This window comes from Marinobacter sp. Arc7-DN-1 (assembly GCF_003441595.1).
GTDB classification, from domain to species: Bacteria; Pseudomonadota; Gammaproteobacteria; order Pseudomonadales; family Oleiphilaceae; genus Marinobacter; species Marinobacter metalliresistant.
Genome location: NZ_CP031848.1, coordinates 314,839 through 337,571, shown reverse-complemented (window position 1 = coordinate 337,571; position 22,733 = coordinate 314,839). Strand labels below are relative to the sequence as shown.

Sequence of the window (22,733 nt, the reverse complement as noted above, 5' to 3'; positions counted from 1 at the left end):
CAATTCATGGGAGGAATTACAGGGTTGGTAAAACGCCCTTTTCCGCTCTCTTCAGTATGGCAAGCGACGGGGAAACCGCAAGAAACGGGGGACGTTTGACGAACTAGGGGTAAACGTCAATGATTGTATGCTTTGGACAATCTTTGTGCCGAAAATTGCAGTAGCTTCAAGCTCAGCCTGCGATCTTTTCCGGTATGGCGAAATCCACTTCGTCCAGCGATTCGGCAACAAAATCCAGAAGCGCCCGCACAGCCGGCAACAACCCTCTCCTGGAGGGGAATACCGCGTGAAAAATGCCTCCTCTGGGCTGCCAGGACGGAATCACGCTGGTTAACCTGCCTTCCAACAGATCTCTGCCCGCGACAATAAGTGGCATGCGCACCACTCCCAGACCGGACATCGCCGCCTGCCGAAGGGTAAAAACGTCGTCGGTGACCAGCCGAGGATCGTGATGAACCTGAACCGAGGCGCCGTCAGGCTCGTCGAGGCACCAGAGATGTCTGCCTCCCGGCTGCTCAAAATCCAGGCTGGGAAGATCCCCTAAATCAGTGGGTGCTTCGATCCTCTTGTGGTTGGCCACAAATTCCGGAGACGCCATCAGGCACTGTGGACTTCTGGAAAGAACCTTCATGGTCAAACCGCTGTCCTCCAGAGGCGGAAATCGGACACGCAAGGCAACGTCAAATCCTTCCTTGATGACATCGACGCGCCGGCTGGTGGCGTCCATTTCCACCTTAACCATCGGATACTTCTCCATGAAGCGCACCAATAGCGGCGCAATCAGAAAGTAAATCATACCGGGCGGGCAACTGAGCCGGACAACGCCCCGTGGCTCCGCCTGCGACCGGTCGATGAGTTCTTGCGCGGCCTCTGCTTCCACCAGCATGGCAAGGCAGTGGCGGTAATACTCCCTGCCCAGTTCCGTCACGGTAAAACGACGTGTCGACCGGTTTATCAAACGGGTATCAAGGCGATCCTCAAGCATGGCGATACGGCGGCTTAGCTTGGATTTTGGGATGCCAAGCGCCCTGCCCGCCGGCGCAAACCCTCCGTGGTCCACCACCTGCACAAAGTAATAGAGGTCGTTTAAGTCCTGCATGTTTGATCGTCCTATTGGTGAAACGGTCTGTGTGAATTTTTCCGTCTACTCAGCCATACCCAACGGTTTTAGTCTAATAGGCACCGATCAACCACGACAGGAGAAATATCATGAAACGAGTAAAGGCAACATACAGCCCACCGAACAGCCACTGGGTTGGTGATGGTTTCCCTGTCTGCTCACTGATGAGCTACGACCAGATGGGAGCCCGGAACATCAGTCCCTTCTTGTTGCTCGATTATGCTGGCCCTGTCGATTTCAAACCCGGCAAGCGGCCGCGTGGCGTTGGTCAACATCCCCATAAGGGGTTTGAAACCGTCACGCTGGTTTATCAGGGAGAGCTTGAGCACAAAGATTCGTCCGGTGGTGGCGGCATTATCGGGAAAGGCGACGTCCAGTGGATGACTGCCGGTTCTGGAATTGTGCATGAGGAATTTCACTCCCAGGCTTTCACTCGTTCGGGCGGGCCTTTAGAGATGGTTCAGCTGTGGGTCAACCTGCCAGCGAGACACAAGGATGCGCCCGCCGCCTATCAGACCTTGCTCGACCGCAACATACCAAGAGCGAAACTGAGCCATGGTCAAGGCGAGCTAAGGGTCATTGCCGGTGAGTATCACGGTCATAGGGGACCTGCCCAAACGTTTACGCCCATCAATTTGTGGGATCTGACGTTAGAGCCAGGTTGCGCGACCGAGATCAGGGTTCCGTCCGGGCATATTTTCGAAATTCCGACCATTCTGACCAGTACTTTCTGTGGAAATGCGAATTGGTGATGCTTTCTAGAATTTACTTTAAGTTTGTTTAGTACTTCGTGTGGTCGTCCAATAGACGACCACAGAAAGTGCTAAACCTATCGTGATGAGTGTTCGGTGCAGCTCTACCTTCCATCATTACGTTTTCCAACTAGTGTTTGATGCCAGTGTCACAGCGAGGACAGTCAGCGTCATAGCTACGATCACGACCGCTTTCGAAGAAACGCACCATCAGCGCATCCTTGCGTTCTTTAGAAATCGCTCGCGAAACCCGGCCTTGCTCTACTTCGGTGAGGGCAACTGATACACAACCACACAACTCCGACACTGGCGCAGCTTCAAAATAGGGGTTTCTTCACTCACGATTTTCTCCTGGATTCCTATCACCAAATTGACCGAACGTGCTTGTACGCCCGGATGTTTTCGTCTGCTGTTACCAGCGGCACATTGAAGTGTCTGGCGAGGGCGGTAATCATCCGGTCGGCTGGGTCTTTGTGAAAGTCACCCGGAAAACGTGTTGATTCAACGCCCACCACCTCATCAACAGGTACAAACTTCACCCCCTCAATTTCACGGACGGTTTCAAGCCAGTCATCGAGGTTCATCCCCAGAGTCAAACGGTCACGTCCGACAAGCAGGGCGATCTCCCACGCCGATATTGCCGAGACCAGGATGATTCCGTCCTCATCCTGCTGCTCGTGATCTATTGCCGCCTTGGCGTTCGGGGAAAGCTGGCTGTCACCATTTACCCACCAAATCAGGGCGTGAGTGTCGAGAACGATCAATCCAGAGCCTCCCAATCGTCTTCAGCAACCGGTTCTGTCGGGCTCTTGAACTCCAGAACGCTCCCGCGCAACCGCTCAAGCGGCGACCGCTTATCGCTCCGGTAGCGTCGAATCTCTACAGTTGGTTGACCGCGATCCGTAACCACTACCGACTCTCCAGAGGTCTCAACCTTGCGGAAATACTCAAGTGCCCTTGCCTTGAATTGCGATTTCGTTACCTGTTCCTGGTTCATGGACACACCATAGTCATTGGGTATAGTCACCACAATAAATCAGCGTGGTGACTACCACAAGTGGTCATTTGCAATTTGGGACTTTTAGGCCCGACCAAATAGACTGAAATCCCTTTCGATCCAGCCAAGTCGCTAACGTGCGTCTGCCTGAATGACTGGACCCATAGTTCAGGCCCGCACCTTATAAGGAGTTCACGAACCAGGTTTTCAAGACTGCCACACACCTTGGTTGTCACCGTCTCACCAGATGCGTTTTTATACTTTTTGTCGTTGAAGGCCAGTGCAAGCTGATCAACATGAGTAATCAGGTAGCACTTTGTGCGGACCTCAGCGCCCAACTTATTGATTTGTTGCTCGGGAAATTTAGTGCTTTCTGTGGTCGTCCAGACTCGGCACCCATGGGAGTGATACTTCCCTGTTGAAACACTAAAATCCGTTAAAATGGCATTACTAAGGAATTTACTGCGTAGCCGCCCACCTGAGTCAAGAGGGCTGGTGCATGGGGTGTGAGCTGGACCGGCGTCTACGAGCCCTTTATTGGCAAACTGTGACGAGCCATCGCGCTCGATAAACTTGGGCTATTTGGGAGCCACCAGTGCGAAAACGCGTGTTCTACCTGACTATTGCTTTTGTGATCCTCGCTTTCATCGGAACCGGTGTTCAAACCTATCTCCGCGGCGCGCTTGCAACGCCATACGACCCGCAATCGATGACGCTTAACTATGAGCGGATAGGTGATGGTCCTACGAAGATAGTACTTCTGCACGGTCTGACGGGCTCGTTGAGGTACTGGAAGAAGGGTTTGGCGTATGCGCCGGACTCTTACTCATTATTGTTGATCGACCTTCTGGGTTTTGGCGACTCACCCAAACCCAATGGCAAATACGATCTGGAAGAACACATAACAGCCATTGAAAAAGTGATGAAAAAAGAGGGCTTTGATTCCGGCAATTCGTTCGCGGTTGGGCATTCGCTTGGTGCCATCCTGGCGATGGGGCTGGTCGGAGAACATCCCGAGTGGTTTGACGGGTTGGTGACCATCGGCCTTCCGAGTTTTGCCGATAAAGAGGAGATCAAGGAGACTTTCGCGAGAATTTCTTTGTGGGATGAATTATCCGTCGATTCGACCTACCAGTTCGTTTGCTATTTCCACCCGATTTACATGACCGAGTGGTTTCGGCCAAAAAACATTCCGAAGGAGATTTTTGACGAGGCAAAAAAGCATACCTGGGTCAGCTATTATCGCACGCTTGATGAAATTTTGGCGAACGCGGATTTGCAGAGGCTGGCGTCGAAAATACAGGACAAAAAAATACTGCTCATTCATGGAGAAAATGACCTCGCGGCACCGGTGGAGAACGCAGTCGCATTGCTGCCGTTTTTTTCAAACGCAATATTTGAGCGGCTCATGGGAGAAGACCATCAAGTCTATCTGTCAGACCCGGCAAAAATATGGGCTTTGATTGATAATTTTGCAGCGCCAGAGAGCCGCAACGTGGATAATATGGCCGGAAGCCTTCCTTGACCGAAATTTAAAACCGACTCTGCTCTTTCAAGATAGTCACCTTCGGTGTCGTGCCTGTGTTCGCATTCTTCAACGCAGGAATCGCGGTGAGAGATGGCATTGAGGGTTCGCTGGTGGCACCTCTACGGGGTGGCCGTGCTGGCGGCAACGCTGCCCAGCAGAGCCGACTTGACCAAACTTCATCCTGACACCGAGAGGTAAAACCACTATGAATGCCAAGCCAACGACAGACAAGGCGCCCGACCCGTCGGTCAGGCCCGACAAACACGCCACCATCCCGAGCAACCCGGCGGCGGAACTGTTCGCCTACCAGACCGACCTGTGGCGGCGCGGCGTGCGCTACCTGGACACCCTGCGCGAGCGTGCCAATAACATGCTTGAGCATGAGCAGGCCGGCAAGCCACCGCTACTCGACTTCGACTATGAAATGATCCTGGACGGTCGCCGGCTGGAGCGCCCCGCCAACTATGCCCTGCTACGCATCACCCGGGTCGGCGAGGACTGTCTGGAAGACTGCCTCGACGAGACCAAACCGCCGGTGATGATCGTCGATCCGCGCGCCGGTCATGGTCCCGGTATCGGCGGTTTCAAACAAGACTCCGAAGTGGGCATGGCACTCCACGAGGGGCACCCGGTCTATTTCGCGATCTTCTTCCCCGAGCCCATGCCCGGGCAGACGCTGGAGGACGTGTTACACGTACTACGGCGCTTCGTCGAGACGCTGGCCGAGCGCCACCCCGACATGCCGCCGGTGCTCTACGGCAACTGCCAGGCGGGATGGGCCATCGCACTGCTCTCGGCTGATTGTGAGGGCCTGGTCGGGCCGGCGGTGCTTAACGGCTCACCGCTGTCCTACTGGTCCGGCGAATCCGGCGTTAATCCCATGCGCCTCGCCGGCGGGCTGCTGGGCGGCGCCTGGGTGACGCACCTGCTGGCGGATCTGGGGGGCGGGCGCTTTGATGGCGCCCATCTGGCGGCCAACTTCGAATCCCTCAAGCCGGCAAATACCTTGTGGCAGAAGGACTACCAGTTGTTTGCCGACATCGACGGCCAGCGCGAGCGATTTCTGGACTTCGAGCGTTGGTGGACCGGCTTCTATAGCCTGAGCAAGGAAGAGATTGTTGCTATCGTCGAGAATCTCTTCATCGGTAACAAGCTGGAGCGTGGCGAGTTTGAAGTCCATCCCGGTTGCACCGTTGACCTCAAGCGCATCCGCAACCCGCTGGTGATCTTCGCCTCCAGTGGAGACAACATCACCCCACCGCACCAGGCGCTCAACTGGATCCCCGCGGTGTACCCAGACACCAAGGCACTCAAGGCCGCTGGCCAGCGAATCGTCTACCTGATCAACCCACACGTTGGCCATCTGGGAATCTTCGTTTCCGCCAAGGTCGCACGGCTGGAGCACCGGGCGATCCTCGAGAGCGTCGGCGATCTCAATGACCTTGCCCCCGGGCTCTACGAGATGAAGATAGACAATCCCACCGGCGACCCGGACTGTCACAAGCCCCAGTTCCAGGTGCGTTTCGAGGAACGTCATGTGGAAGATCTGGAGTACCCCGACCAGGCACCGGAGTTCGAGCGCGTAAAAGCCCTCTCCAAGCGCAATGTGACTCTCTACGAGACCTTTGTCGGGCCCTGGGTGCGGCGGGTCACCACCCCCTGGTCGGCCGAGATGCTGCGCCAACTGCATCCGGCAAGAACCAGCCGCCTGATGTTCTCGGAGCGCTTCGCGCCCTGGATGGGCGGGGTCAAGTGGCTGGCCGAGAGGATGGAGGCCACGCCAACGCCGGTCAATAGTAGTAGCCCCTATCGGCAATGGGAGACGTCAGTGAGCGACTCAATCACCTCGGCACTGACGCTTGTGGGCACGACTCGCGACAGCATCTTCGAGACGGTGTTCAAGAGGCTCTATGGCGGGTTATGGCCCGGCAAGGACAAAACAGATACGCGAGGTAATCAATCATGAAAGAATCCAACGTCGTTCTCTGCGCTCCGGTACGCACGGCCATCGGCACCTACGGTGGCACACTCAAGGACACGCCGGCACCCGAGCTCGGTGCTACTGCTATCGCCGAGAGCCTGCGCCGCTCGGGCCTGACCCCCGAGGATGTGCAGAGTGTGGTGCTGGGTCAGGTGATCCAGGCCGGCGCCAGGATGAACCCGGCGCGCCAGGCTGCGATCCACGCCGGATTGCCGGTGTCGGTGCCGGCCATGACGGTCAACCGGGTCTGCGGCTCCGGCGCCCAGGCGGTGATTAACGCCGCGCAGGAGATAATGCTCGGGCATCGTGACTGTGCTATCGCCGGCGGAATGGAGAACATGGATCTTGCGCCCTACCTGGATCTGCACGGGCGCTGGGGCCACCGCATGGGCAATGCCGAGATTTACGACAGCATGCTGCGCGACGGGCTCAATGATGCCTTCTCTGATCAGCACTCTGGGTGGCACACGGAGGATCTGGTCAGCCGCTTTAACATCAGCCGCGAGGATCAGGACCGCTGGGCGGCGCGCAGCCAGCAACGCTTCAGCGAGGCTCAGGCGGCAGGACGCTTCGACGCCGAGATCGTGCCGGTCGAAGTCACATCCCACAAGGGCACGGCGGCCTTCGGGCGCGATGAGCACAATCGCCCCGACGCCACCGCCGAGGGCCTCGGCAAACTCAGACCGGCCTTCCGCAAGGACGGCACCATCACCGCCGGCAACGCCCCCGGGCTGAACACGGGCGCGGCAGCGATGATCGTCGCTGATCGCGCCTGGGCGGAACACCATGGCCTGGAACCCATGGCGCGGTTGGTGAGCTACGGTATCGGCGCGGTGGAACCCGGCTACTTTGGCCTGGGCCCGGTGCCGGCGGTGCAACAGGCACTGGCACGTGCCGGCTGGAGCGTAGGTGATATCGAACGCATCGAGATCAACGAAGCCTTTGCTGCCATCGTCCTTGCCCTGACCCAGGAGCTCGGTCTGGCCGAGGATATCGTTAACGTGGAAGGCGGCGCGATTGCGCACGGCCACCCTATCGGAGCCACCGGCGCGGTGCTGACCACCCGGCTATTACACGCCATGGCCCGAGATGGCGTGCGCCGTGGCGTGGTTACCCTGTGCATCGGTGGCGGCCAGGGGGTGGCGCTGGCGTTGGAACGCCTGGCGTAACCGCGAATTAACCTGAACGCGCTGCTCGGGTTCGTGCGCGAGGGCATCGCGCTCGTCAAGCAGCGCGGGGGCCTACCGGGGCTGCAATGAACCGCTGCTGAATCTTGGCTTCTGCACCTGGGATATTAGAGAATTCTGTAACTTGTCTATTGTCATCAATTGCCACCACAGTGATGAAGTCATCCCTGAGAGTGTCGTTGTGGTAGGGCACCAAGGCTTTGTCTCGGCGCCCGCCGGCGTGGGGCAGATACTGAATATAACCCTGGATCAGTGACTCAGGGAGTTTTGAGGTGGCGTCAGCTGCTTACCGTTGCCCGGCTTTAGTCGCCGGGTTGGCTGGCGAGCACTTTCAGTGCTTCCATGGCCTCATCAATTCGATCACTGGGCACGAACATGTGGTCGTGATAAAACCCTGCGATGACATTGGTGGTAATGCCCCGGTCGGCAAGCAGGCTCGTTACCACGGATGTGAGGCCCAGAGCTTCAAGACTGGAGTGGCCTTCGAGCGTGATGCGGCGGAAGACTCTGTAGTAGTCCAGGTCCTCGGATTTGGCCTGTGCCAGAGGAATGACCAGAGTAAGACCTTCCAGTTCGGCAATGCTGACAATGGGTTTGAGCTTTTCCAGCTCACCATACTTTGCACGAGCCACTGTGCAGTAGACATAGGACGTTGAGTCCAGTTTTGGCGAGAGCTGCTTGATTAAATCCTGGAGAAACTGTGTTTGCTTCATCTTTAACTATCCTCTGGCCGAATGTCGTGGACATGCCGAAAATTTAGCACTTTCTGTGGTCGTCCAGAGCAAAATATCATTATCCGTGCATGGAGGCTTAAGTACCCCAGCGTATACCTATACTCTAAACGCACTTCCCCGATAATCCAGGAAACAAAGGCACGGACTTTGTCCATCCGGAATTTCGCCTCGGGTGCACCTCATCAACGCAATTCCTCTACCGGTCAGAACTGCTCTCTGTCTACCGCAGATTCCTACTAAAGCATAGGCCAATTTTAGCCGTTTGTTACCGGGACCGTCGGTTGATTGAGCTCGGTTTCGCGATGATCAAGGTGAACGGCTCGAATGTGTGCTGGTTATGAAAACTCCCGAGGGTTGGCCTGCACGCTAGAGTTCACTGCGGCTGGCCCAGGCAGCGTGAGACATTCGAGCCCTGACCCCAACACCCAGGAAAGGCTGCGGTGGGTTGATAGCGGGTTTTCCAGACACTGCCAGCATATCCGCCAACTGGCTGGAATTCTGGCCTGTGGCGAGCTCCGCAATGAGCCTGCCGGAAATGGTGCCGCGGGCCACACCGACACTCTGGTGAACACCTGACATCCATGCCTGTTCCCCGACTTCGCCGAAAAACGGGGTGAAATTGCGGGACAAGCCACAGGCGCCACCCCAGGTGGAATCGAAAGGCACATGATCCAGTGATGGGTAACGGGCCAGGAAGGAATTCCGATGGCCCTGACGAATGGCCATACGGCCGGCCAGGTTGTCGTGGTATTTGGGTACGAAGCGGTACTGATTGCGAATGATCAGTCGCCGATCCGGTGTCAACCGAACGGTGGTGCCAGCGTGGTCGGCGGGTGTAAGACCAAAATGATGCGGCGCCTGGGTGAATAGCCCCATCTCCTGATCGGTAAGTTGCCGGGTCATGCTGGCGAACGTCATTACCGGCAGAATCCGGTTTTTCAGAAAGCCGAATTCCTGCGAATAGATATTGGATCCCAGGATCAGTCCCTTCGCCTGCACCTCACCCTCTGGCGTCAATGCATGCCAGTAGCCGTTTCTGCGGGACAGTCCAACAACTGCCGAGTTTTCAAAGAGCTGTACGTTCTCCGGCAACGTTGCGGCCAATCCTCTCACCAGTGCCGCCGGATGCATCAGGGCGGTATCTGGAGTATAGATTGCGGCGGCGTAGTGAGAGGTGCCGAGAATGGGGGTCAATGCCTCGCGTTCCAAGCGCTGGTAAGGATAGTCAAACGCCTTGAGCAACGCCTCATACCCGCTCAGGTACTTGAGCCCGCGCTCGCCCACTGCACCCTGGTACTTCCCCGCCAAAGACCAGTCGCAGTCTATGCTATGCCGTTTGATCAGGGTGTCCAGATCACTGATCGCCGCCCGGTTGAGGGTCAGCAGCTTTTGCTTGCGCTCAATGTTGTTGTCTTCCAGGTCACGTTTGTGGGGGAGGTCAATCACGAATCCGGTATTGCGTCCGGAAGCGCCCTGCCCGACTCGTAACGCATCAAGCAGCACCACCTGGTGATGCGGACGTAACTCGCCGAGGCGCCTTGCCGCCGCCAGGCCAGTGAATCCCGCGCCAATGACCAGCCAGTCAGCGACGACCCGGTTGGCAAGCCGCCGCGCCTGGGGCGGCTCGTCAAGCAGGTGATACCAGCCGTTGCATTTATCATCCTGAGGAATAATTGCCTGGGTCATCTTGGGTCCCTCGTCGCTGCGCGACGTCCAACTGGGTTTCTGGTTGATTGATACGACGTCCCTCATGCCGCCGAGGCCATGCCACACGCCTTGATCCATTCGCTGCGCCTGGCCATTGCTTCCTCACCTACCAGGGCAAAACCGGTCATCACACCATCTGTGTTGTAAAAGGCGGCCCGAATACCATCACCACTCTGATCCGTTTGCCACCGGCCGTTGCTTCCTTCAGGGGGAACCACAACACAGACCGGCGCCGCCGGTGTTTTCACCAGCACGGGCATGGTCGGGTAGCTCACCGCAGTAGGGCTGCCATCCAGGGTTGCGGCCAGGGCCCGAATCCCGGCATTGATCGGCGCCAGATAAGGCAACAACTGCCCTTTTATTTCAACGGCATCACCGATCGCGTACACGTCAGGCGCGGACGTGGCAAGGTAATCGTTCACCCGCACACCTCGCCCGCAATCGATCCCGGCTTGTCGGGCCAGATCCGCGTTCGGGACCAGACCAACCGCGCTGATCACCAGATCGGCGTCCAGCTCTGTGCCATCGGTCAGGGTCAGCCGGACATCGCCGGCCGGCAGACTCTGGACATCCGCCAGAGAACAAGACAGATACCACTGGACACCCACGGAACTCAGCGCCTTGCGCAGGACGGCACTGCCGGCTTCCGGCAACAGCCTTGGCAAGGGACGGTCGGCAAGGCCAACCACCGTCACCCGATGGCCTGCCTGGGCAAGATCATTGGCAAACTCACAGCCAATCAGCCCGTCACCAACGATGGTGACGCGCGCTGGCTCGTCCAGAATGTCCAGTTTGGCCCGAAGCCGCTGATAGTCCTGACGGTCGTTGACCGGAAGCACGGAATTCTGGTCGCCGGTAAAACCGATCCGGATCGGCCTTGCACCGGTTGCGAGAACCAACTGGCCATAGTCGATCTCACCCAGCCGGGTAACCAGTACACGTTGCTCATGATCAAGGGAAAGCACTGGGCAGAATGCGTGTACACGAATGTTGAGTCGTTGCTCAATAGACAGGGCAGACTCCTCAAGCAATCCCCCGGCATCTTTCCCCAGAGCCAGCGCATTGGAAAGCGCTGGTTTCGAGTAAAGGCCGCCGTCATCGGCTGTGAAGACATGAATCTCACGCCCCGGGTTGCGGGCGCGCAAGGCTGCGGCAACGCCATAGCCTGCGTGACCGCTGCCAATAATCACAACCGGCCCGGTTGGCGATACACTGGCAGCGACCTGTTCCGGGAACTCAACCGGGACCTCGGCCTCCGACGGGCTGTCTTCACTGATATCCAGCATTTCAAAATCGGACTTACCGACACCACATTCCGGGCATACCCAGTCCTCAGGCACATCCTCCCAGCGGGTACCAGGTGCGATTCCGTCGTCAGGCCAGCCCTTGGCCTCGTCATAGATCAGGCCACAGATAACGCAAAGCCAGGTTTTCATGATGTCGCCCTCACTCGCCGGAAATCCGGATGGCAATATTTCGAGTCTGCACGTAGCTGTAAAGTGCTTCCTGGCCCTTCTCCCGACCGAAGCCGGAAAGCCCGACGCCGCCAAACGGTGTCTCAATGCCACCGGCAAACCATTCGTTGATGAACACCTGACCACCTCGCAGTCTGCGGGCTGTCCGAAGGGCGCGATCCAGTTGTCGATCAAAAACCCCTGCCACCAGACCGAATGCGGTGCCATTGGCAAGCTCAACGGCTTCGTCTTCGGAATCGAAGGGGTGAATCACCAGAACCGGGCCGAACACCTCCTGCTGGAATATCTCACTGTTGACCGCCACATCGACGAACACAGTCGGTTGCATGAGGTAACCGGCGGTTCCGGAAACCCGTTCGCCACCAGTGAGACATCTGGCACCGTCGGCCATGGCACGCTGGCACATGCCCTCGACCTGAGCCAACTGAGCCTTGGACACCAAAGGCGTGATGTACCGATTTTCAAAACCGCTACCGATGGACAGACTCTCTGCCAGTTCGGTCACCCGCCTGGTCACTTCGGCCAGGCGGGAACGGTGCACCAGCAGCCGTGACATCGCCGAGCAGACCTGGCCGGAGTTGAAGAAAATGCCACTCCGCACGCTGGCAAGTACCTGCTCAATGTCGGCGTCGGGGTGTACGATAGCAGCCGATTTGCCGCCCATTTCCATCACGCAGGGCGTTGCATGCTCGGCGGCCGCCCTGAGAATGCTCTGGCCGGTGGCGACCGAACCGGTGAAAACGATCTGGTTGGTGAGTGCATGTCCCACCAGGTGGGCGCCTACCAAAGAGCCATCTCCGCACAGCAGGTTTACCGCACCTTTGGGCAGCCCGGCCCGTTCACAGGCTGTCATCAGGAAAGTCATCGCCAGCGGCGAGACTTCCGGCGACTTCACCACCACGGCGTTGCCAGCTGCCAGAGCCGGCGCCAGAGAGCGTGCGCAGATCGACGGCGGGAAATTCCACGGCACAATCTGCACAGAAACGCCCATAGGCTCATAGCTGGTGAAGTCCACGTAACCATCGCCCAACGGAATCGACACACCCTCGATCTTATCCGCCATGCCCGCGTAGTATTCGAAATACCGCGCCGCTTCTGTGAACTCGCCCCGGGCAACGTCAAGGGATTTGCCGTTTTCCCTGCTCAGAACCGCTGCGGCTTCTTCGGTCAGTGCTCTGATTTCGTCGGCGATTGCCAACAGCCAGGTGACTCGCTGGGCCGGGCGCACGGAACTCAGGGCACACGAATCGACGCAGCGACGCGCTGCTTGCAGAGCCGCATCGGCGTCGCTTGTGCTGGCGTCGGCAATTTCAGCGTACGGTTCGCCAGTTGCCGGATCGTCGATCAGTCGATAAGTTTCGGCACCTACCCAGGTACCGTCAATGTAGTTGTAGTAACGCTCAAGCCTGGTCACGGCGCGCTCCTTTTTTAGTGTCTGAGGTCAGGCGGCGGCTGATTGATTGCCGACACGGCGAGCCACCCACTGATGGAAAAAGTGTGTGGGATGATCAAGCACCGGCGAAAAAACGCCGCCCTGGAAGCCCGGAGACTGACGACCACGCTGCATGCCTTCAACAACGCCGATATCCTCGCCAAATACCACTCGCCAGGATTCCAGAGTGGAGGTTCGGCAAGCCGCATAGGAGTCCTTCGCAGCCTCTTCACCAACGTAATAGACCCGCAAATGTTCTTTGGTCTGGCCCGCGGAAAGTGGCTCAAGCATCATCGCAAAGGCATGGTCCGCCTGGATGCCCAGCAGCACATTGGGGAACAGCGACACGTATTCGGCATGTTCCAGCTTGTCTTCTGGCCATGACGGGAACTTCGGCAGGTGGGTGCCGGCGACATTGGACAGACGATAGGCAAAGCTGCCCTGGCCCGAGCAATGCTCGCCTTCCTGGATGTTGTAATGGTCTTCAAGCCTTGAGTAGCTGTTCAGGCTTGGGTGAACCCAGGGTAAATGATAGCTTTCGCAATAATTCTCTACGGCCAGCTTCCAGTTGCAGTTGACAGTCATTTCCAGGCTGCCGCCCATGTTGACCCTTCGCATCAAGTCAAAACCATCAGCGCCAATGAAGTCGCGCCAGCGGTTCTCCAGCGGCGCAATGTGCTCTGCAAAGTCAGGACCCTGTCCATCTGCATTAACAAAGACCAGGTCCATCCACACCACACTGCGCAGAGGCTTGAGGCCATGCTTTTCACACTTGAAGCCCTCTACCTTGTGCTGGCCAACCCCACCGATGTGGGGCGTGCCCTTGAGGTTGCCATTCAGATCGTACGTCCATGAATGGTAGGGGCAACGGATCACCCCCTGCACTTCTCCTTCCTCTGCCACCAGTTGCATGCCGCGATGGCTGCAGACGTTGTGAAACACCTGTACCAGGCCGTCTTTGTTCCGCATCAACAGCAGCGGTAAGCCCATGAAGTCAACAGGCTTGACGTAGCCGCTCTTGACCAGGTCACTGGCAAAACCGACGCAGACCCAGGTTCCGGCCATGAGCGTGTCTCGCTCATGATTGAAGAACGCCTCACTGACATAGGCGGCGTTGGGCATACCAGTGGAATCAGAGATGGGTGCGAGTACGCTGTCCAGTTGGCGAGCGGAGATCAGGTTCGGATTTGTCATGATGGTCTCACTTTCGAAATTGCCTGTTGGATTGTTGTTGTTCTCTCTCTGGCCTACTTCACATATGGCCCCGGATTGAGTTGATTCTGTAGTGGGGGCCCTGACCTGGACAATCGACGATTTTTCATCGATGGATGAGTAAAAATAATCCATAGCGCAACGTCGTTTGACGGCTCATGAGGTTCGGTCGAAAGGTGGCGATTTCATGACAAAATCTCATCTGCGAATCCCTTCTCGGAAGGGTTAAGCGCAGAATCAGCCAGTGCGGCGATGCGTCTGACCTTTTTCCATTGGGGCCTTCATCCCTGGGCCACCTTTATTATAGTGGCACTATCGCTGGCCTATCTCGCGTACCGCAAGGGATTGCCCCTTACGCTCCGCTCCATACTTTACCCATTCATCGGCAACCGGATTTACGGTCCCTCCGGCTGCTTTCTGAATGGAATATGGTGCTGTCCGTTGTGATCGTGATCACCATCCTCGCGATCGGACCAACCCGCTACATACTCAATACACTACTGGAAACCACCGGCGACTATGCCAGCAGCCTGCTGAGTATGAGCTTGTGGAGCGATACCTATGCCGACACTGGCTGGCAGAACTACTGGACAGCGTTTTACTGGCCCTGGTGGATGACCTGGGCACCTTTCGTCGGCATGTTCATCGCCCGAATTTCCCGGGGCCGTACGATCAGGGAAATGATTGGTGGAGCACTGATTGTTCCGACTCTGGTGACTTGCGTGTGGATGTCCGTCTTTGGCGGCGCTGCCCTGTACCAGGAGTTGCAGGCTCAAACCGCCTACAACGAGGCGGTATCCGAAGACGCTGGGATTGCGGCAACAGCCTTCACCGGCGGTGATGTTCTACAGGCCACTCAGGCAGACACCACATCGGCTCTGTTTACCATGTTCGCTGGCCTGGATGCTGGTGCGCTGGGCAGCATACTCTCGATTCTTGCAGTGCTGCTGCTGGCAACCTATTTCATCACCTCGGCCGACTCGGGAACACTGGTGCTCTGCATACTCGACAGCGGCGGACATGCAGGCGCAGAGACTACCACAAGCGCGAGGCCCGTCCCGGCCTGAACGTCCGACAGCAGGCAAAAAATCCCACTGCCGCGAGGCAGCGGGGTTTGTTTTCCGATCAGGTTAAACCAAGGTCGCCTACTTCCTTCGGGATCGTTCCCAGCAACCACTGCTGGAAAGCTCGAACACTGGCGTGCCGTGATGGAGCCTGGGTCGGCTCCAGCATGCAGAATCGCGCGTTTGTCTTCAGCACGGTATCCATAGGCCTGACCAACTGGCCGCTCAGAAGGTAGTCGTCAACCAACTGCCCCCAGCCAAGCGCCACTCCCTGCCCCATCAACGCAGCCTGCACAAGCATTGAGTAACTGTTTATATGGAGGCTTCGTTTGGACGACCGGGTCTCTGCGCCCACTTCCGCAAACCATCGCTTCCAACTGACCCAGTCAATGTCGGAATCCTCCAGGGACAGCAAGGTGCAGTACTGCAACGCATCGGGTGTGTCGATTGGGCCATGGTTCTCCAGATAGTCTGGGCTGCACACAGGAAACACTTCTTCATAAAAGAGTGTTGTCCCCTTCATTCCCGGCGGCGGCGTCTGGCAGTAGAAAAGTGCGATATCAAACTTTATCCGATCAAGATCTCGGACCTGTTCAAGGGCCGTGATACGCAGATCAATATCGTCGTGTTGCTGTTGAAGGGCCGTAATTTTGGGCAGTAGCCAAAGCGAGGCCATGGCGCTCGAGGTGGCCACAGTAACCTGTTGCATGCTCCGCCATGAGCGCACCTCGGACGTGAGAGAGGAAATCTCAGCAAGTGAACTGCGAATGGTCTGGGCGTACTGCAAGCCCACCATCGTAAGATTCACTTTGCGCGTCGCCCGCGTGAACAACGGTTTGCCCAGATAATCCTCAAGCACACGAACCTGCCGGCTGATTGCACCCTGGGTAACATTTAATTCGTCGGCGGCGCGGGTGAAGCTGAGGTGACGCGCCGCAGCTTCAAAGGCCACCAGACTGTTGAGGGGCGGTAAGGGTGAAATTTTCATTATTGTTGAGCTACCCTTGTACGCATAAAAAAGATCACCTTGAATCGGGCGTCAATACGCACTCCTTGCTACTTATTTTGCTCTTACTCAACACAAAATAAAACCTGCATCTCTTATGACTGATTGGGTTTTTAATCTGCACCGATAGACGTCCACACAAAGTACTCACCGTTCTAATTCAAATTTGCCGTTCACATAATGATGGGCGTGCCACTCATTTCGAAGATGACATTCCCGCCGTTGCATCTTGCGAGACTGATTTCGCCTGAGCCCGACATCACTTTCTCCTCAGTAATGCTAGAGCTCGTTTTTAGTCCGATTTCTATTTACCATGGTGGCCTCACTTTTTTGTCAGGGACGACATTGAACGATGGTAAAGCATCGCTTTCGTTACTCTTCCAGCATCCTCAAAACAAACCACTTGCTTGCCGGAATCGGAGCATTGCTGGCATTCCTGTTTGGCAGCCTGTTTTTGGTATTGCCAAATGTTGGTGAGCTGGATGTAAGCCAGCTTGTTCTGAACGAACAAGGTAATGTGCCTTTCGAGCTGCACTTGCTCGCGGTTCTTCTGCTGGTGGGCTGTGTTGTGGTCTTTGCCAATCGCCAGGTCTGGTTGGAGCTGGACAGCGAGAATCTCACGATTCACATTCCGCGTTTGACGGGCCTTGGGCTTTTTGGGTTGACCACGGTGTCTGGCGTCACAGGCAATGCCGATTTTACCTCGACCCCCGTTAACCGAACCGGGCCGCTGGCAAACCACTTTAACTTGCTGCAACACAAGGGCATGGTCATCCAGCTGATTCTGCTGGCCGGGCTCGCCACCTATGCGCTCGTTGATTATACCCTGCTCACCAACTACCTTGTTTCCGGTGACTTGCCACTCTGGCCCTTTGTGTCGGCGGGACTGCTGGCAGGTGCCCTCGGTTTTCAACTTGGGAAAGGTGCTCCGGGAGCAGAGCGCCTGGGCCTCGCCGCCCTGCTCGGTGTCATTGCGATGGTGGCCGCCTACCCTGGCCTTCAACGGTACACACTGATGAATTCTCCCGAACCAGTGGCCGTAGCTTTCAAGATGACTCAACCCGGCTACTTTGAGCACTCTGACTATCCGGCTATCAACCAACAGGAAAGCAGCATCCCGGAATACTGGCAGAGTCTGCCTTCAGGAGAGCCTTACACATTCTTTTTACATGAATCGGGGCTGGGTTTTGGTCTGATCGACATGTCACCGTTTTACGAGAAGAGCCGTGCGTTTTATCGAGACAGTGAGCGTTAATACGCCAATTTAACGTCGGATCATGCAATCGGATAGCCTTGCTCTAGAGGCTAGTGCCGAGCGCCTTGGTGTCCGAGGTAAACGCCCGGTTTCTATTAAACGTCCAGCGCCTTCAGCAACTTTTTCAGGCCAGCGGCCAATCGATCAACCTCATCCGCTCCCAGCCGGCTATCGATCAAGCCATTGATCGCAGAAAACGGCTCCTGCATTTTGTCCAAAGCTTTCAATCCGCGGTCAGTGACTGACAGCTCCCACACCCTCGCATCCGTTTCTGACCTGCTTTTGGTTATGTAGTCCGCCCTAAGCAGGCGATTGGTCATTGTCATAACAGCACTTTCTCTTTGCGCGAGTTGGTCCGCCACAAAGCGTTGGGAAACAGGTCCCCTATTGGCAATGATCGAAAGGGCAGCGGCTTGGGCCGTTGACAGGTCCGCCGCGTCGGCGAGTGCGGCGTCTGCACGTTTTTTTAGGCGGTGTGCGGCGAGTTGCAGCAGGAAATAGAGTCTTTGATCGGATGCGGCCATGGATTTCCTTGTTGATTGTAGGAATTCTGTTCTAAGATACTCCTACATATGTGTAGTAATATCAAGAGGAGGTTCCGATGAGTGCAATTGATGTGTGGTCACAAGTAATGACCGAGCGCATGGCAAGAGAGCCCTGGTTAGAGCCTCTGTTGAAGTGGACCAAGCAGACCGGTGCGCCAGTGGTTCCCACAGTGGAATCGACCATTCAGGTAATGGATGAGGCGAGTGTTGAGATATCAATTCTGTCGGCGTGGCATGGTCCGACGGGATCACTGATAAGCAATCAGGAGGTCTCAGACCAGATCGATCAGGCGCCAGACAGGTTTCGTGGCCTGGTGTCAGTTAACCTCAATGAGCCGATGCAGGCCGTAAGAGACATCCGCAGGTGGGTTGATAAGGAGAGGTTTGTTGGCGTCAGAGTCGTGCCCTGGCTCTGGGATTTGCCACCCAATGATCGCCGGTATTACCCGATATACGCGGCCTGCGTTGATCTTGGCGTTCCATTCTGTACCCAGGTTGGCCACACAGGACCACTTTTGCGTTCGGAAACCGGAAGGCCAATCCCCTACCTCGAGGATGTCTTGCTGGATTTTCCAGAGTTGGTTGTGGTTGGAGGCCATGTGGGGTTTCCCTGGATCGACGAACTTATATCTCTAACGATCAAGTTCCCCAACTTCCACGTTGACACTTCTGCCTATGCGGTTCACCGACTACCGCCAAATTTCATCGAGTACATGAAAACGATTGGCTCGAAACGTGTCATGTTCGGAACCAACTGGCCAATGCTCTCGCCAGCGCAGTGTCTGAAGCATCTGGAAAGCCTGGCGTTATCGGAGGAACAAAAAAACGCCTTTTTGTCTGGAAATGCTCGACGGGTCTTCAGTCTATGACCGATGTTCCGTGACCTCCCTCATTTTTCGTCAGCCTTCCTTTCCCCGCAACCTTGAGCTAGTTTTAAGTCTTAAGCTGCATTTCCCGCATTGTTCACCGCTTCATACCGGTTAACGGAGATCAATGGTGAGTAATCCAACCAGGTCCATCGAACTTGACTGCCACATTGCCCAGAACTGTGGTGCCATAGAGCTAATCATTCAGCTAAGAAAGAGAGATCTTGGTGGGTTTTTTCCTCCTTGAAAGGACAGTCGCTCGAACTCCCCTATGCTGTTGAGCGCGCAATCTATGTCGCTCAGGGAGCGCTCAAAGCAGCGGATACCGACATCCGCAAATTCGCGATGGCCGTATCTGGCGACCCGCTTAAACTTCAGCAATTTACGATGAACTGTGAAGGCTTTATCTTAATTGGACTCACTTCTGGGCTCTTCTTGGCGCCAGCAAAAAAACAATGGTTAAGGATCTACAATGGCACTCAAACTTCATACAATCATCTGCAGTACCCGCCCCGGAAGGGTTGGACCATCTATCGCCAAATGGTTCAATGAGTTCGCCAATGCCGACGGGCGCTTTGAGTCCAAACTGATCGACCTGGCGGACTTCCAACTACCGATCTACAACGAACCCAATCATCCGCGCCTACAAAAATACGAGCACGATCATACCAAGGCTTGGTCAAAAAGCGTCGATGAAGCGGACGCCTACGTTTACGTTATCCCTGAGTACAACTATTGCCCACCCTCCTCGTTCACAAACGCACTGGATTACGTTTACAACGAGTGGAATTACAAACCGTGCGGATTCGTGAGTTACGGTGGCGTATCAGGAGGCCTGCGTTCTGCACAACTTGCAAAACAGCTGGTAACAACCTTGAAGATGATGCCGATGATGGAGGGAGTGATGGTACAGATGCCCTGGAATTTGCTGGATGAGAATAAAGTGTTCCAGGCAAATGAGCACCATGAGACTTCTGGGAAAGCGATGCTTGAGGAACTGGAAAAATGGGCCCAGGCCTTACAGGCGATCCGTCAGGGGTGACTAACCCTGTTTCTTGATGGCCGCCCAATCCACGCTGGGGTTCTGGCGCCCATGCTTCCCTTTGTAAGGAGCATAGTCCGGGGACGCCCAGTTCCTCAGAAGCTCCGGCTTGACCCGATAAACCTCCACCCCCAGCGGATGACAGGTTTGTAGGGGATCCTTGGCGTTTTCGCCCCAGAGATCCACCGAGAGATCTCCGCCCGGACAACAGGACATCGCACACAGCAAGTCAATCTCGGCGAAAAACTCAAGATAGTCCCCTTTTCGCGCCGGGCAGGCTTTCATGAAGTACTGATCATCCTTGTTAAGACCGGTGCACTGGAAGATGTTCAGAACATCGTGGACATCAAATTCCGTCAGCCCGAACGGCTCCACGGCTCGCACCAGATTTGAATGACAGTGGAAGTCAAAATCCTCGCCAGTCAGCAGGCGATTCACATACGGGTCGCACCGCGTCCCCAACAGATCATGAACCCGACCACCTTCACTATCTACCCCGTAATTCGCGAGCGTATCGTCAATAATGGTCGCCATCGGTCGCAGGTACGGCAGGGTAGACCATAGCCGGTCATAGTTGCTGACATGAGCCCGCTGCAACTGCCGGGTACGGGACGCCCACATCCGCTCCCGTGGGTTATGCAGGCTCCACATATTGAAGTCGCCAACCTGCGACCCATCGATAATCTTTACCCGAAACACATGGCCCGCGGGCACCTTCCATGCAAGACCATCTCTCACGGGAACCGTGTACGTGGCCACCAGTTCACGTTTCGTGCTGGCATCAGTCAAGGTGTCGTAGAACGCTTTATCGACATCCAGTACGGAGCCTTTGTTTGCCCGGTACGCTGCAGCAACGTCAGACATTTCAGTTTCTCCTTCTAATAGGGGGCACCTGCGCCATCGCCACCATTCCCTCACCCGCATCGAAACCCGCCTTGCTGAGCGCATCCACCAGAACCTCGCGGGATGAAATGTGTGGGTAATGAGCTACCAGGATTCCGAGAAAGGACGGGCATCCTGCTCGAAGGTCCAGGCGGAGCGAGGCTGCCTATGGAGCTGCCAGTAGATTTCCGCGAGGTCGTCCGGCTCAACGATGCCCCCATCTCCCTTGCTGGCATAAAGGTCAGGCAGAAATTCAGCGGTTGCCTCGTTGCGGATGAGCCCGTCAACAACCACGTGGGCGACATGGATACCCTGTGGCCCCAGCTCCCTGGCCATACTTTGGGCCAGGGCCCTCAAGGCATGTTTGCCACCGGCAAAGGCCGCAAAGCCACGGCCACCTCTGAGGCTGGCCGATGCACCGGTGAACAGGATAGTGCCTTCGTTGCGAGCCAGCATCTTTTTCGCCACTTCCCGCCCGACCAGAAACCCTGCCAGCGCACACATTTCCCAGACTTTCCGGTAAACCCGGGTGGTGGTCTCGCAGATGTCGAACCGGACGTTTCCACCCACATTGAACACGGCAACCCGAATGGGACCCAGCTCGGCTTCCACCTGATCGATCAGTTCGCTGACCTGTGCCTCGTCACGGGCATCGGAGTGAATCGCCGTCGCACTGGAGCCCAGCGCAGTGATTTCGGCCCTCAGTCCATCCAGATCGCCCCGGCGACGGGTGATTACAAGATGAAAGCCTTCCCGCGCAAAACGCCGGGCTATGGCCGACCCGAGATGGTCGCCGGCCCCGATCACCACTGCGATTGGCTTGTCTGTGGTAGCCATTTTATTCTCCTGATCCATGCACGTTGCGGAATTCCCTTCCCGGTCACCAGGCCACGCCCTTATCCGACCCCCTCTTGATAATCGGCGTTTCATTTTCCCAGATGGCCAGGCCATTCTGGAGGTCGGTGAGGCTGAGCTGGAAGTAGTATTCCACCTGTTGTTCGTCTTTCACTTTATGATTGCGCTGGATGATCTTGCCGGACAGGCTCAGGTCCGGCGCTTTTAACGTGCCCTTTTTCTGCACGCCGGACTGGTCGAATTCCTCGGAATTGCGCAGTTCACGGGCCTTTTCATTCATGGCGTCTTCGGCGCCATCAACGCCGACGGCGGTGGTTGTGATGACTTTGCCGGAGCGCAGCAGCCCCACCCGGATCTTTTTCACCAGTTGATCCGTATCGATGCGCTGCATGGTGTCGTTGACGATCCGGCTCACGGCCATCACGTAGCGATCGCCGCTGGGGTTGTCAACGGCGCCGCTGGAGAGCAGGTCCTGCAACGCGGCATCGGCGGCCCGCTCAAAGTCGCGGTAGTCCATAGTCATGGCAACCGCGCCATCATCGGCTGCCGGGTCGATGTAACGTGTTGGGGTCGCGCAGGCGGCCAGGAGTGTTGAACACAAAACGACGGGCACCCATTTATTCATTACTCATTCCTTTTCGCATAACGCACAATGACAGTTTTATGGACGGCGATATCATCCGGCTCAGGGTTCGCGGTCCTCACGTAAGTGAAGTTGGTAGCTGACGACCTTTTCATGTGGCGCTGTCGCCGTAAAGAAGCGGGTCTGGTTCGGGAGCACGCGGGCGGGACGATACCCTTCACCGACACCGGGCACGACCATGCCCTCTGCATCAAACCAGGTGACAGCCCATTCCATCAGCGTGTCCTGATACGCCTGCACCGCGAACTGGATTTTGAGCAGATCGCCGCCGCCCGGCATGTCGATCCGCTTTTCGAGCAACTCTGTCACCGTCACAAAGCCCCCGATCTCAGGATCGACCCGGAGATCGTCGCGCTGCACGACTTCCCTTTCCGGCTGTATGGGCGCGCAGGCGCCCAGCAAACTGGTCACGAGTATCAGAACGGCTAACTGCATCATTCTGGACATAGT

Annotated in this window: 23 protein-coding genes and 1 pseudogene; 10 read left to right on the top strand and 14 right to left on the bottom strand. The window is 56.4% G+C overall.

Annotation, left to right across the window (positions count from 1 at the left end):
- Positions 1-172: 172 nt before the first annotated feature.
- Positions 173-1,099: a LysR substrate-binding domain-containing protein gene (locus tag D0851_RS01635; RefSeq protein WP_117617068.1), complete on the bottom strand. Its 927-nt coding sequence runs from the start codon at positions 1,097-1,099 to the stop codon at positions 173-175.
- Between the two features lie 110 nt (positions 1,100-1,209).
- Between D0851_RS01635 and D0851_RS01630 the strand changes: the two are divergent.
- Positions 1,210-1,812 (top strand): annotated as a pseudogene (locus D0851_RS01630) (pirin family protein); the annotation flags it as partial.
- A gap of 422 nt (positions 1,813-2,234) precedes the next feature.
- Here the strand turns inward: D0851_RS01630 and D0851_RS01625 are convergent.
- Positions 2,235-2,636, bottom strand: a complete 402-nt coding sequence (locus tag D0851_RS01625; protein WP_117617066.1) for a type II toxin-antitoxin system VapC family toxin — start codon at positions 2,634-2,636, stop codon at positions 2,235-2,237.
- A complete protein-coding gene (locus tag D0851_RS01620) occupies positions 2,633-2,899 on the bottom strand; it encodes a type II toxin-antitoxin system Phd/YefM family antitoxin (protein ID WP_227539401.1) in 267 nt (88 codons plus the stop codon). Before D0851_RS01620 ends, D0851_RS01625 begins: the two co-directional genes overlap by 4 nt.
- A 565-nt stretch (positions 2,900-3,464) precedes the next feature.
- On the opposite strand from D0851_RS01620, the gene D0851_RS01615 reads away from it, so the two are divergent.
- The 4 genes from D0851_RS01615 to D0851_RS20750 all read left to right on the top strand — a co-directional run bounded on the left by D0851_RS01615 (position 3,465) and on the right by D0851_RS20750 (position 7,821).
- Complete coding sequence (locus D0851_RS01615) at positions 3,465-4,394, top strand: alpha/beta fold hydrolase (protein ID WP_162893659.1); 930 nt, start codon at positions 3,465-3,467, stop codon at positions 4,392-4,394.
- A gap of 208 nt (positions 4,395-4,602) precedes the next feature.
- Positions 4,603-6,363 carry a DUF3141 domain-containing protein gene (locus D0851_RS01610; protein WP_117617063.1) on the top strand — a complete coding sequence of 587 codons (1,761 nt, stop codon included), beginning with the start codon at positions 4,603-4,605 and terminating at the stop codon, positions 6,361-6,363.
- Positions 6,360-7,547: a thiolase family protein gene (locus tag D0851_RS01605; RefSeq protein WP_117617062.1), complete on the top strand. Its 1,188-nt coding sequence runs from the start codon at positions 6,360-6,362 to the stop codon at positions 7,545-7,547. Before D0851_RS01610 ends, D0851_RS01605 begins: the two co-directional genes overlap by 4 nt.
- 142 nt (positions 7,548-7,689) lie before the next feature.
- Positions 7,690-7,821, top strand: a complete 132-nt coding sequence (locus tag D0851_RS20750) for a hypothetical protein (protein ID WP_264756460.1) — start codon at positions 7,690-7,692, stop codon at positions 7,819-7,821.
- 46 nt (positions 7,822-7,867) lie between these two features.
- Here D0851_RS20750 and D0851_RS01600 read toward each other — a convergent pair whose 3' ends face one another.
- The 5 genes from D0851_RS01600 to D0851_RS01580 form a co-directional block, all read right to left on the bottom strand.
- Complete coding sequence (locus tag D0851_RS01600; protein WP_117617061.1) at positions 7,868-8,278, bottom strand: ACT domain-containing protein; 411 nt, start codon at positions 8,276-8,278, stop codon at positions 7,868-7,870.
- A gap of 387 nt (positions 8,279-8,665) precedes the next feature.
- Positions 8,666-10,084 (bottom strand): NAD(P)/FAD-dependent oxidoreductase, encoded by a 1,419-nt coding sequence (locus D0851_RS01595; protein ID WP_319922341.1) that lies wholly within the window; start codon positions 10,082-10,084, stop codon positions 8,666-8,668.
- The gene (locus D0851_RS01590) at positions 10,048-11,442 is read right to left on the bottom strand and encodes an FAD-dependent oxidoreductase (RefSeq protein WP_117617060.1); all 1,395 of its coding nucleotides are present in this window, start codon (positions 11,440-11,442) and stop codon (positions 10,048-10,050) included. The genes D0851_RS01595 and D0851_RS01590 overlap by 37 nt, the downstream gene beginning before the upstream one ends.
- A 10-nt stretch (positions 11,443-11,452) precedes the next feature.
- Entirely contained in the window at positions 11,453-12,895 is a 1,443-nt protein-coding gene (locus tag D0851_RS01585; protein ID WP_117617059.1) for an aldehyde dehydrogenase family protein, read from the bottom strand.
- 27 nt (positions 12,896-12,922) lie between these two features.
- Entirely contained in the window at positions 12,923-14,107 is a 1,185-nt protein-coding gene (locus tag D0851_RS01580; protein WP_117620239.1) for an aromatic ring-hydroxylating oxygenase subunit alpha, read from the bottom strand.
- A 270-nt stretch (positions 14,108-14,377) separates the two neighbouring features.
- On the opposite strand from D0851_RS01580, the gene D0851_RS20745 reads away from it, so the two are divergent.
- Both D0851_RS20745 and D0851_RS01575 read left to right on the top strand, forming a co-directional pair.
- The gene (locus D0851_RS20745) at positions 14,378-14,572 is read left to right on the top strand and encodes a BCCT family transporter (RefSeq protein WP_264756459.1); all 195 of its coding nucleotides are present in this window, start codon (positions 14,378-14,380) and stop codon (positions 14,570-14,572) included.
- Positions 14,554-15,192, top strand: coding sequence for a BCCT family transporter (locus D0851_RS01575; RefSeq protein WP_264756458.1), 639 nt, complete (start codon positions 14,554-14,556; stop codon positions 15,190-15,192). The genes D0851_RS20745 and D0851_RS01575 overlap by 19 nt, the downstream gene beginning before the upstream one ends.
- Positions 15,193-15,250: 58 nt before the next feature.
- Here D0851_RS01575 and D0851_RS01570 read toward each other — a convergent pair whose 3' ends face one another.
- Positions 15,251-16,177: a LysR substrate-binding domain-containing protein gene (locus tag D0851_RS01570; protein ID WP_117617058.1), complete on the bottom strand. Its 927-nt coding sequence runs from the start codon at positions 16,175-16,177 to the stop codon at positions 15,251-15,253.
- Between the two features lie 370 nt (positions 16,178-16,547).
- On the opposite strand from D0851_RS01570, the gene D0851_RS01565 reads away from it, so the two are divergent.
- Complete coding sequence (locus tag D0851_RS01565) at positions 16,548-17,450, top strand: hypothetical protein (protein ID WP_117617057.1); 903 nt, start codon at positions 16,548-16,550, stop codon at positions 17,448-17,450.
- Between the two features lie 95 nt (positions 17,451-17,545).
- Here the strand turns inward: D0851_RS01565 and D0851_RS01560 are convergent, their stop codons facing one another.
- The gene (locus D0851_RS01560; RefSeq protein WP_117617056.1) at positions 17,546-17,974 is read right to left on the bottom strand and encodes a MarR family winged helix-turn-helix transcriptional regulator; all 429 of its coding nucleotides are present in this window, start codon (positions 17,972-17,974) and stop codon (positions 17,546-17,548) included.
- A gap of 77 nt (positions 17,975-18,051) precedes the next feature.
- On the opposite strand from D0851_RS01560, the gene D0851_RS01555 reads away from it, so the two are divergent.
- Together D0851_RS01555 and D0851_RS01550 are read left to right on the top strand one after the other, a co-directional pair.
- Positions 18,052-18,864, top strand: coding sequence for an amidohydrolase family protein (locus D0851_RS01555; protein WP_117617055.1), 813 nt, complete (start codon positions 18,052-18,054; stop codon positions 18,862-18,864).
- Between the two features lie 469 nt (positions 18,865-19,333).
- Positions 19,334-19,903 carry an NADPH-dependent FMN reductase gene (locus D0851_RS01550; protein WP_117617054.1) on the top strand — a complete coding sequence of 190 codons (570 nt, stop codon included), beginning with the start codon at positions 19,334-19,336 and terminating at the stop codon, positions 19,901-19,903.
- On the opposite strand, the gene D0851_RS01545 is transcribed toward D0851_RS01550, so the two are convergent.
- The 4 genes from D0851_RS01545 to D0851_RS01530 form a co-directional block, all read right to left on the bottom strand.
- Positions 19,904-20,767: an urea carboxylase-associated family protein gene (locus tag D0851_RS01545; RefSeq protein WP_117617053.1), complete on the bottom strand. Its 864-nt coding sequence runs from the start codon at positions 20,765-20,767 to the stop codon at positions 19,904-19,906.
- Positions 20,768-20,890: 123 nt separating this feature from the next.
- Positions 20,891-21,622 (bottom strand): SDR family NAD(P)-dependent oxidoreductase, encoded by a 732-nt coding sequence (locus tag D0851_RS01540; RefSeq protein ID WP_117617052.1) that lies wholly within the window; start codon positions 21,620-21,622, stop codon positions 20,891-20,893.
- A gap of 43 nt (positions 21,623-21,665) precedes the next feature.
- Positions 21,666-22,265: a penicillin-binding protein activator LpoB gene (gene lpoB, locus D0851_RS01535; RefSeq protein ID WP_117617051.1), complete on the bottom strand. Its 600-nt coding sequence runs from the start codon at positions 22,263-22,265 to the stop codon at positions 21,666-21,668.
- A gap of 60 nt (positions 22,266-22,325) precedes the next feature.
- Positions 22,326-22,730: a YcfL family protein gene (locus D0851_RS01530; RefSeq protein ID WP_117617050.1), complete on the bottom strand. Its 405-nt coding sequence runs from the start codon at positions 22,728-22,730 to the stop codon at positions 22,326-22,328.
- Positions 22,731-22,733: the final 3 nt, after the last annotated feature.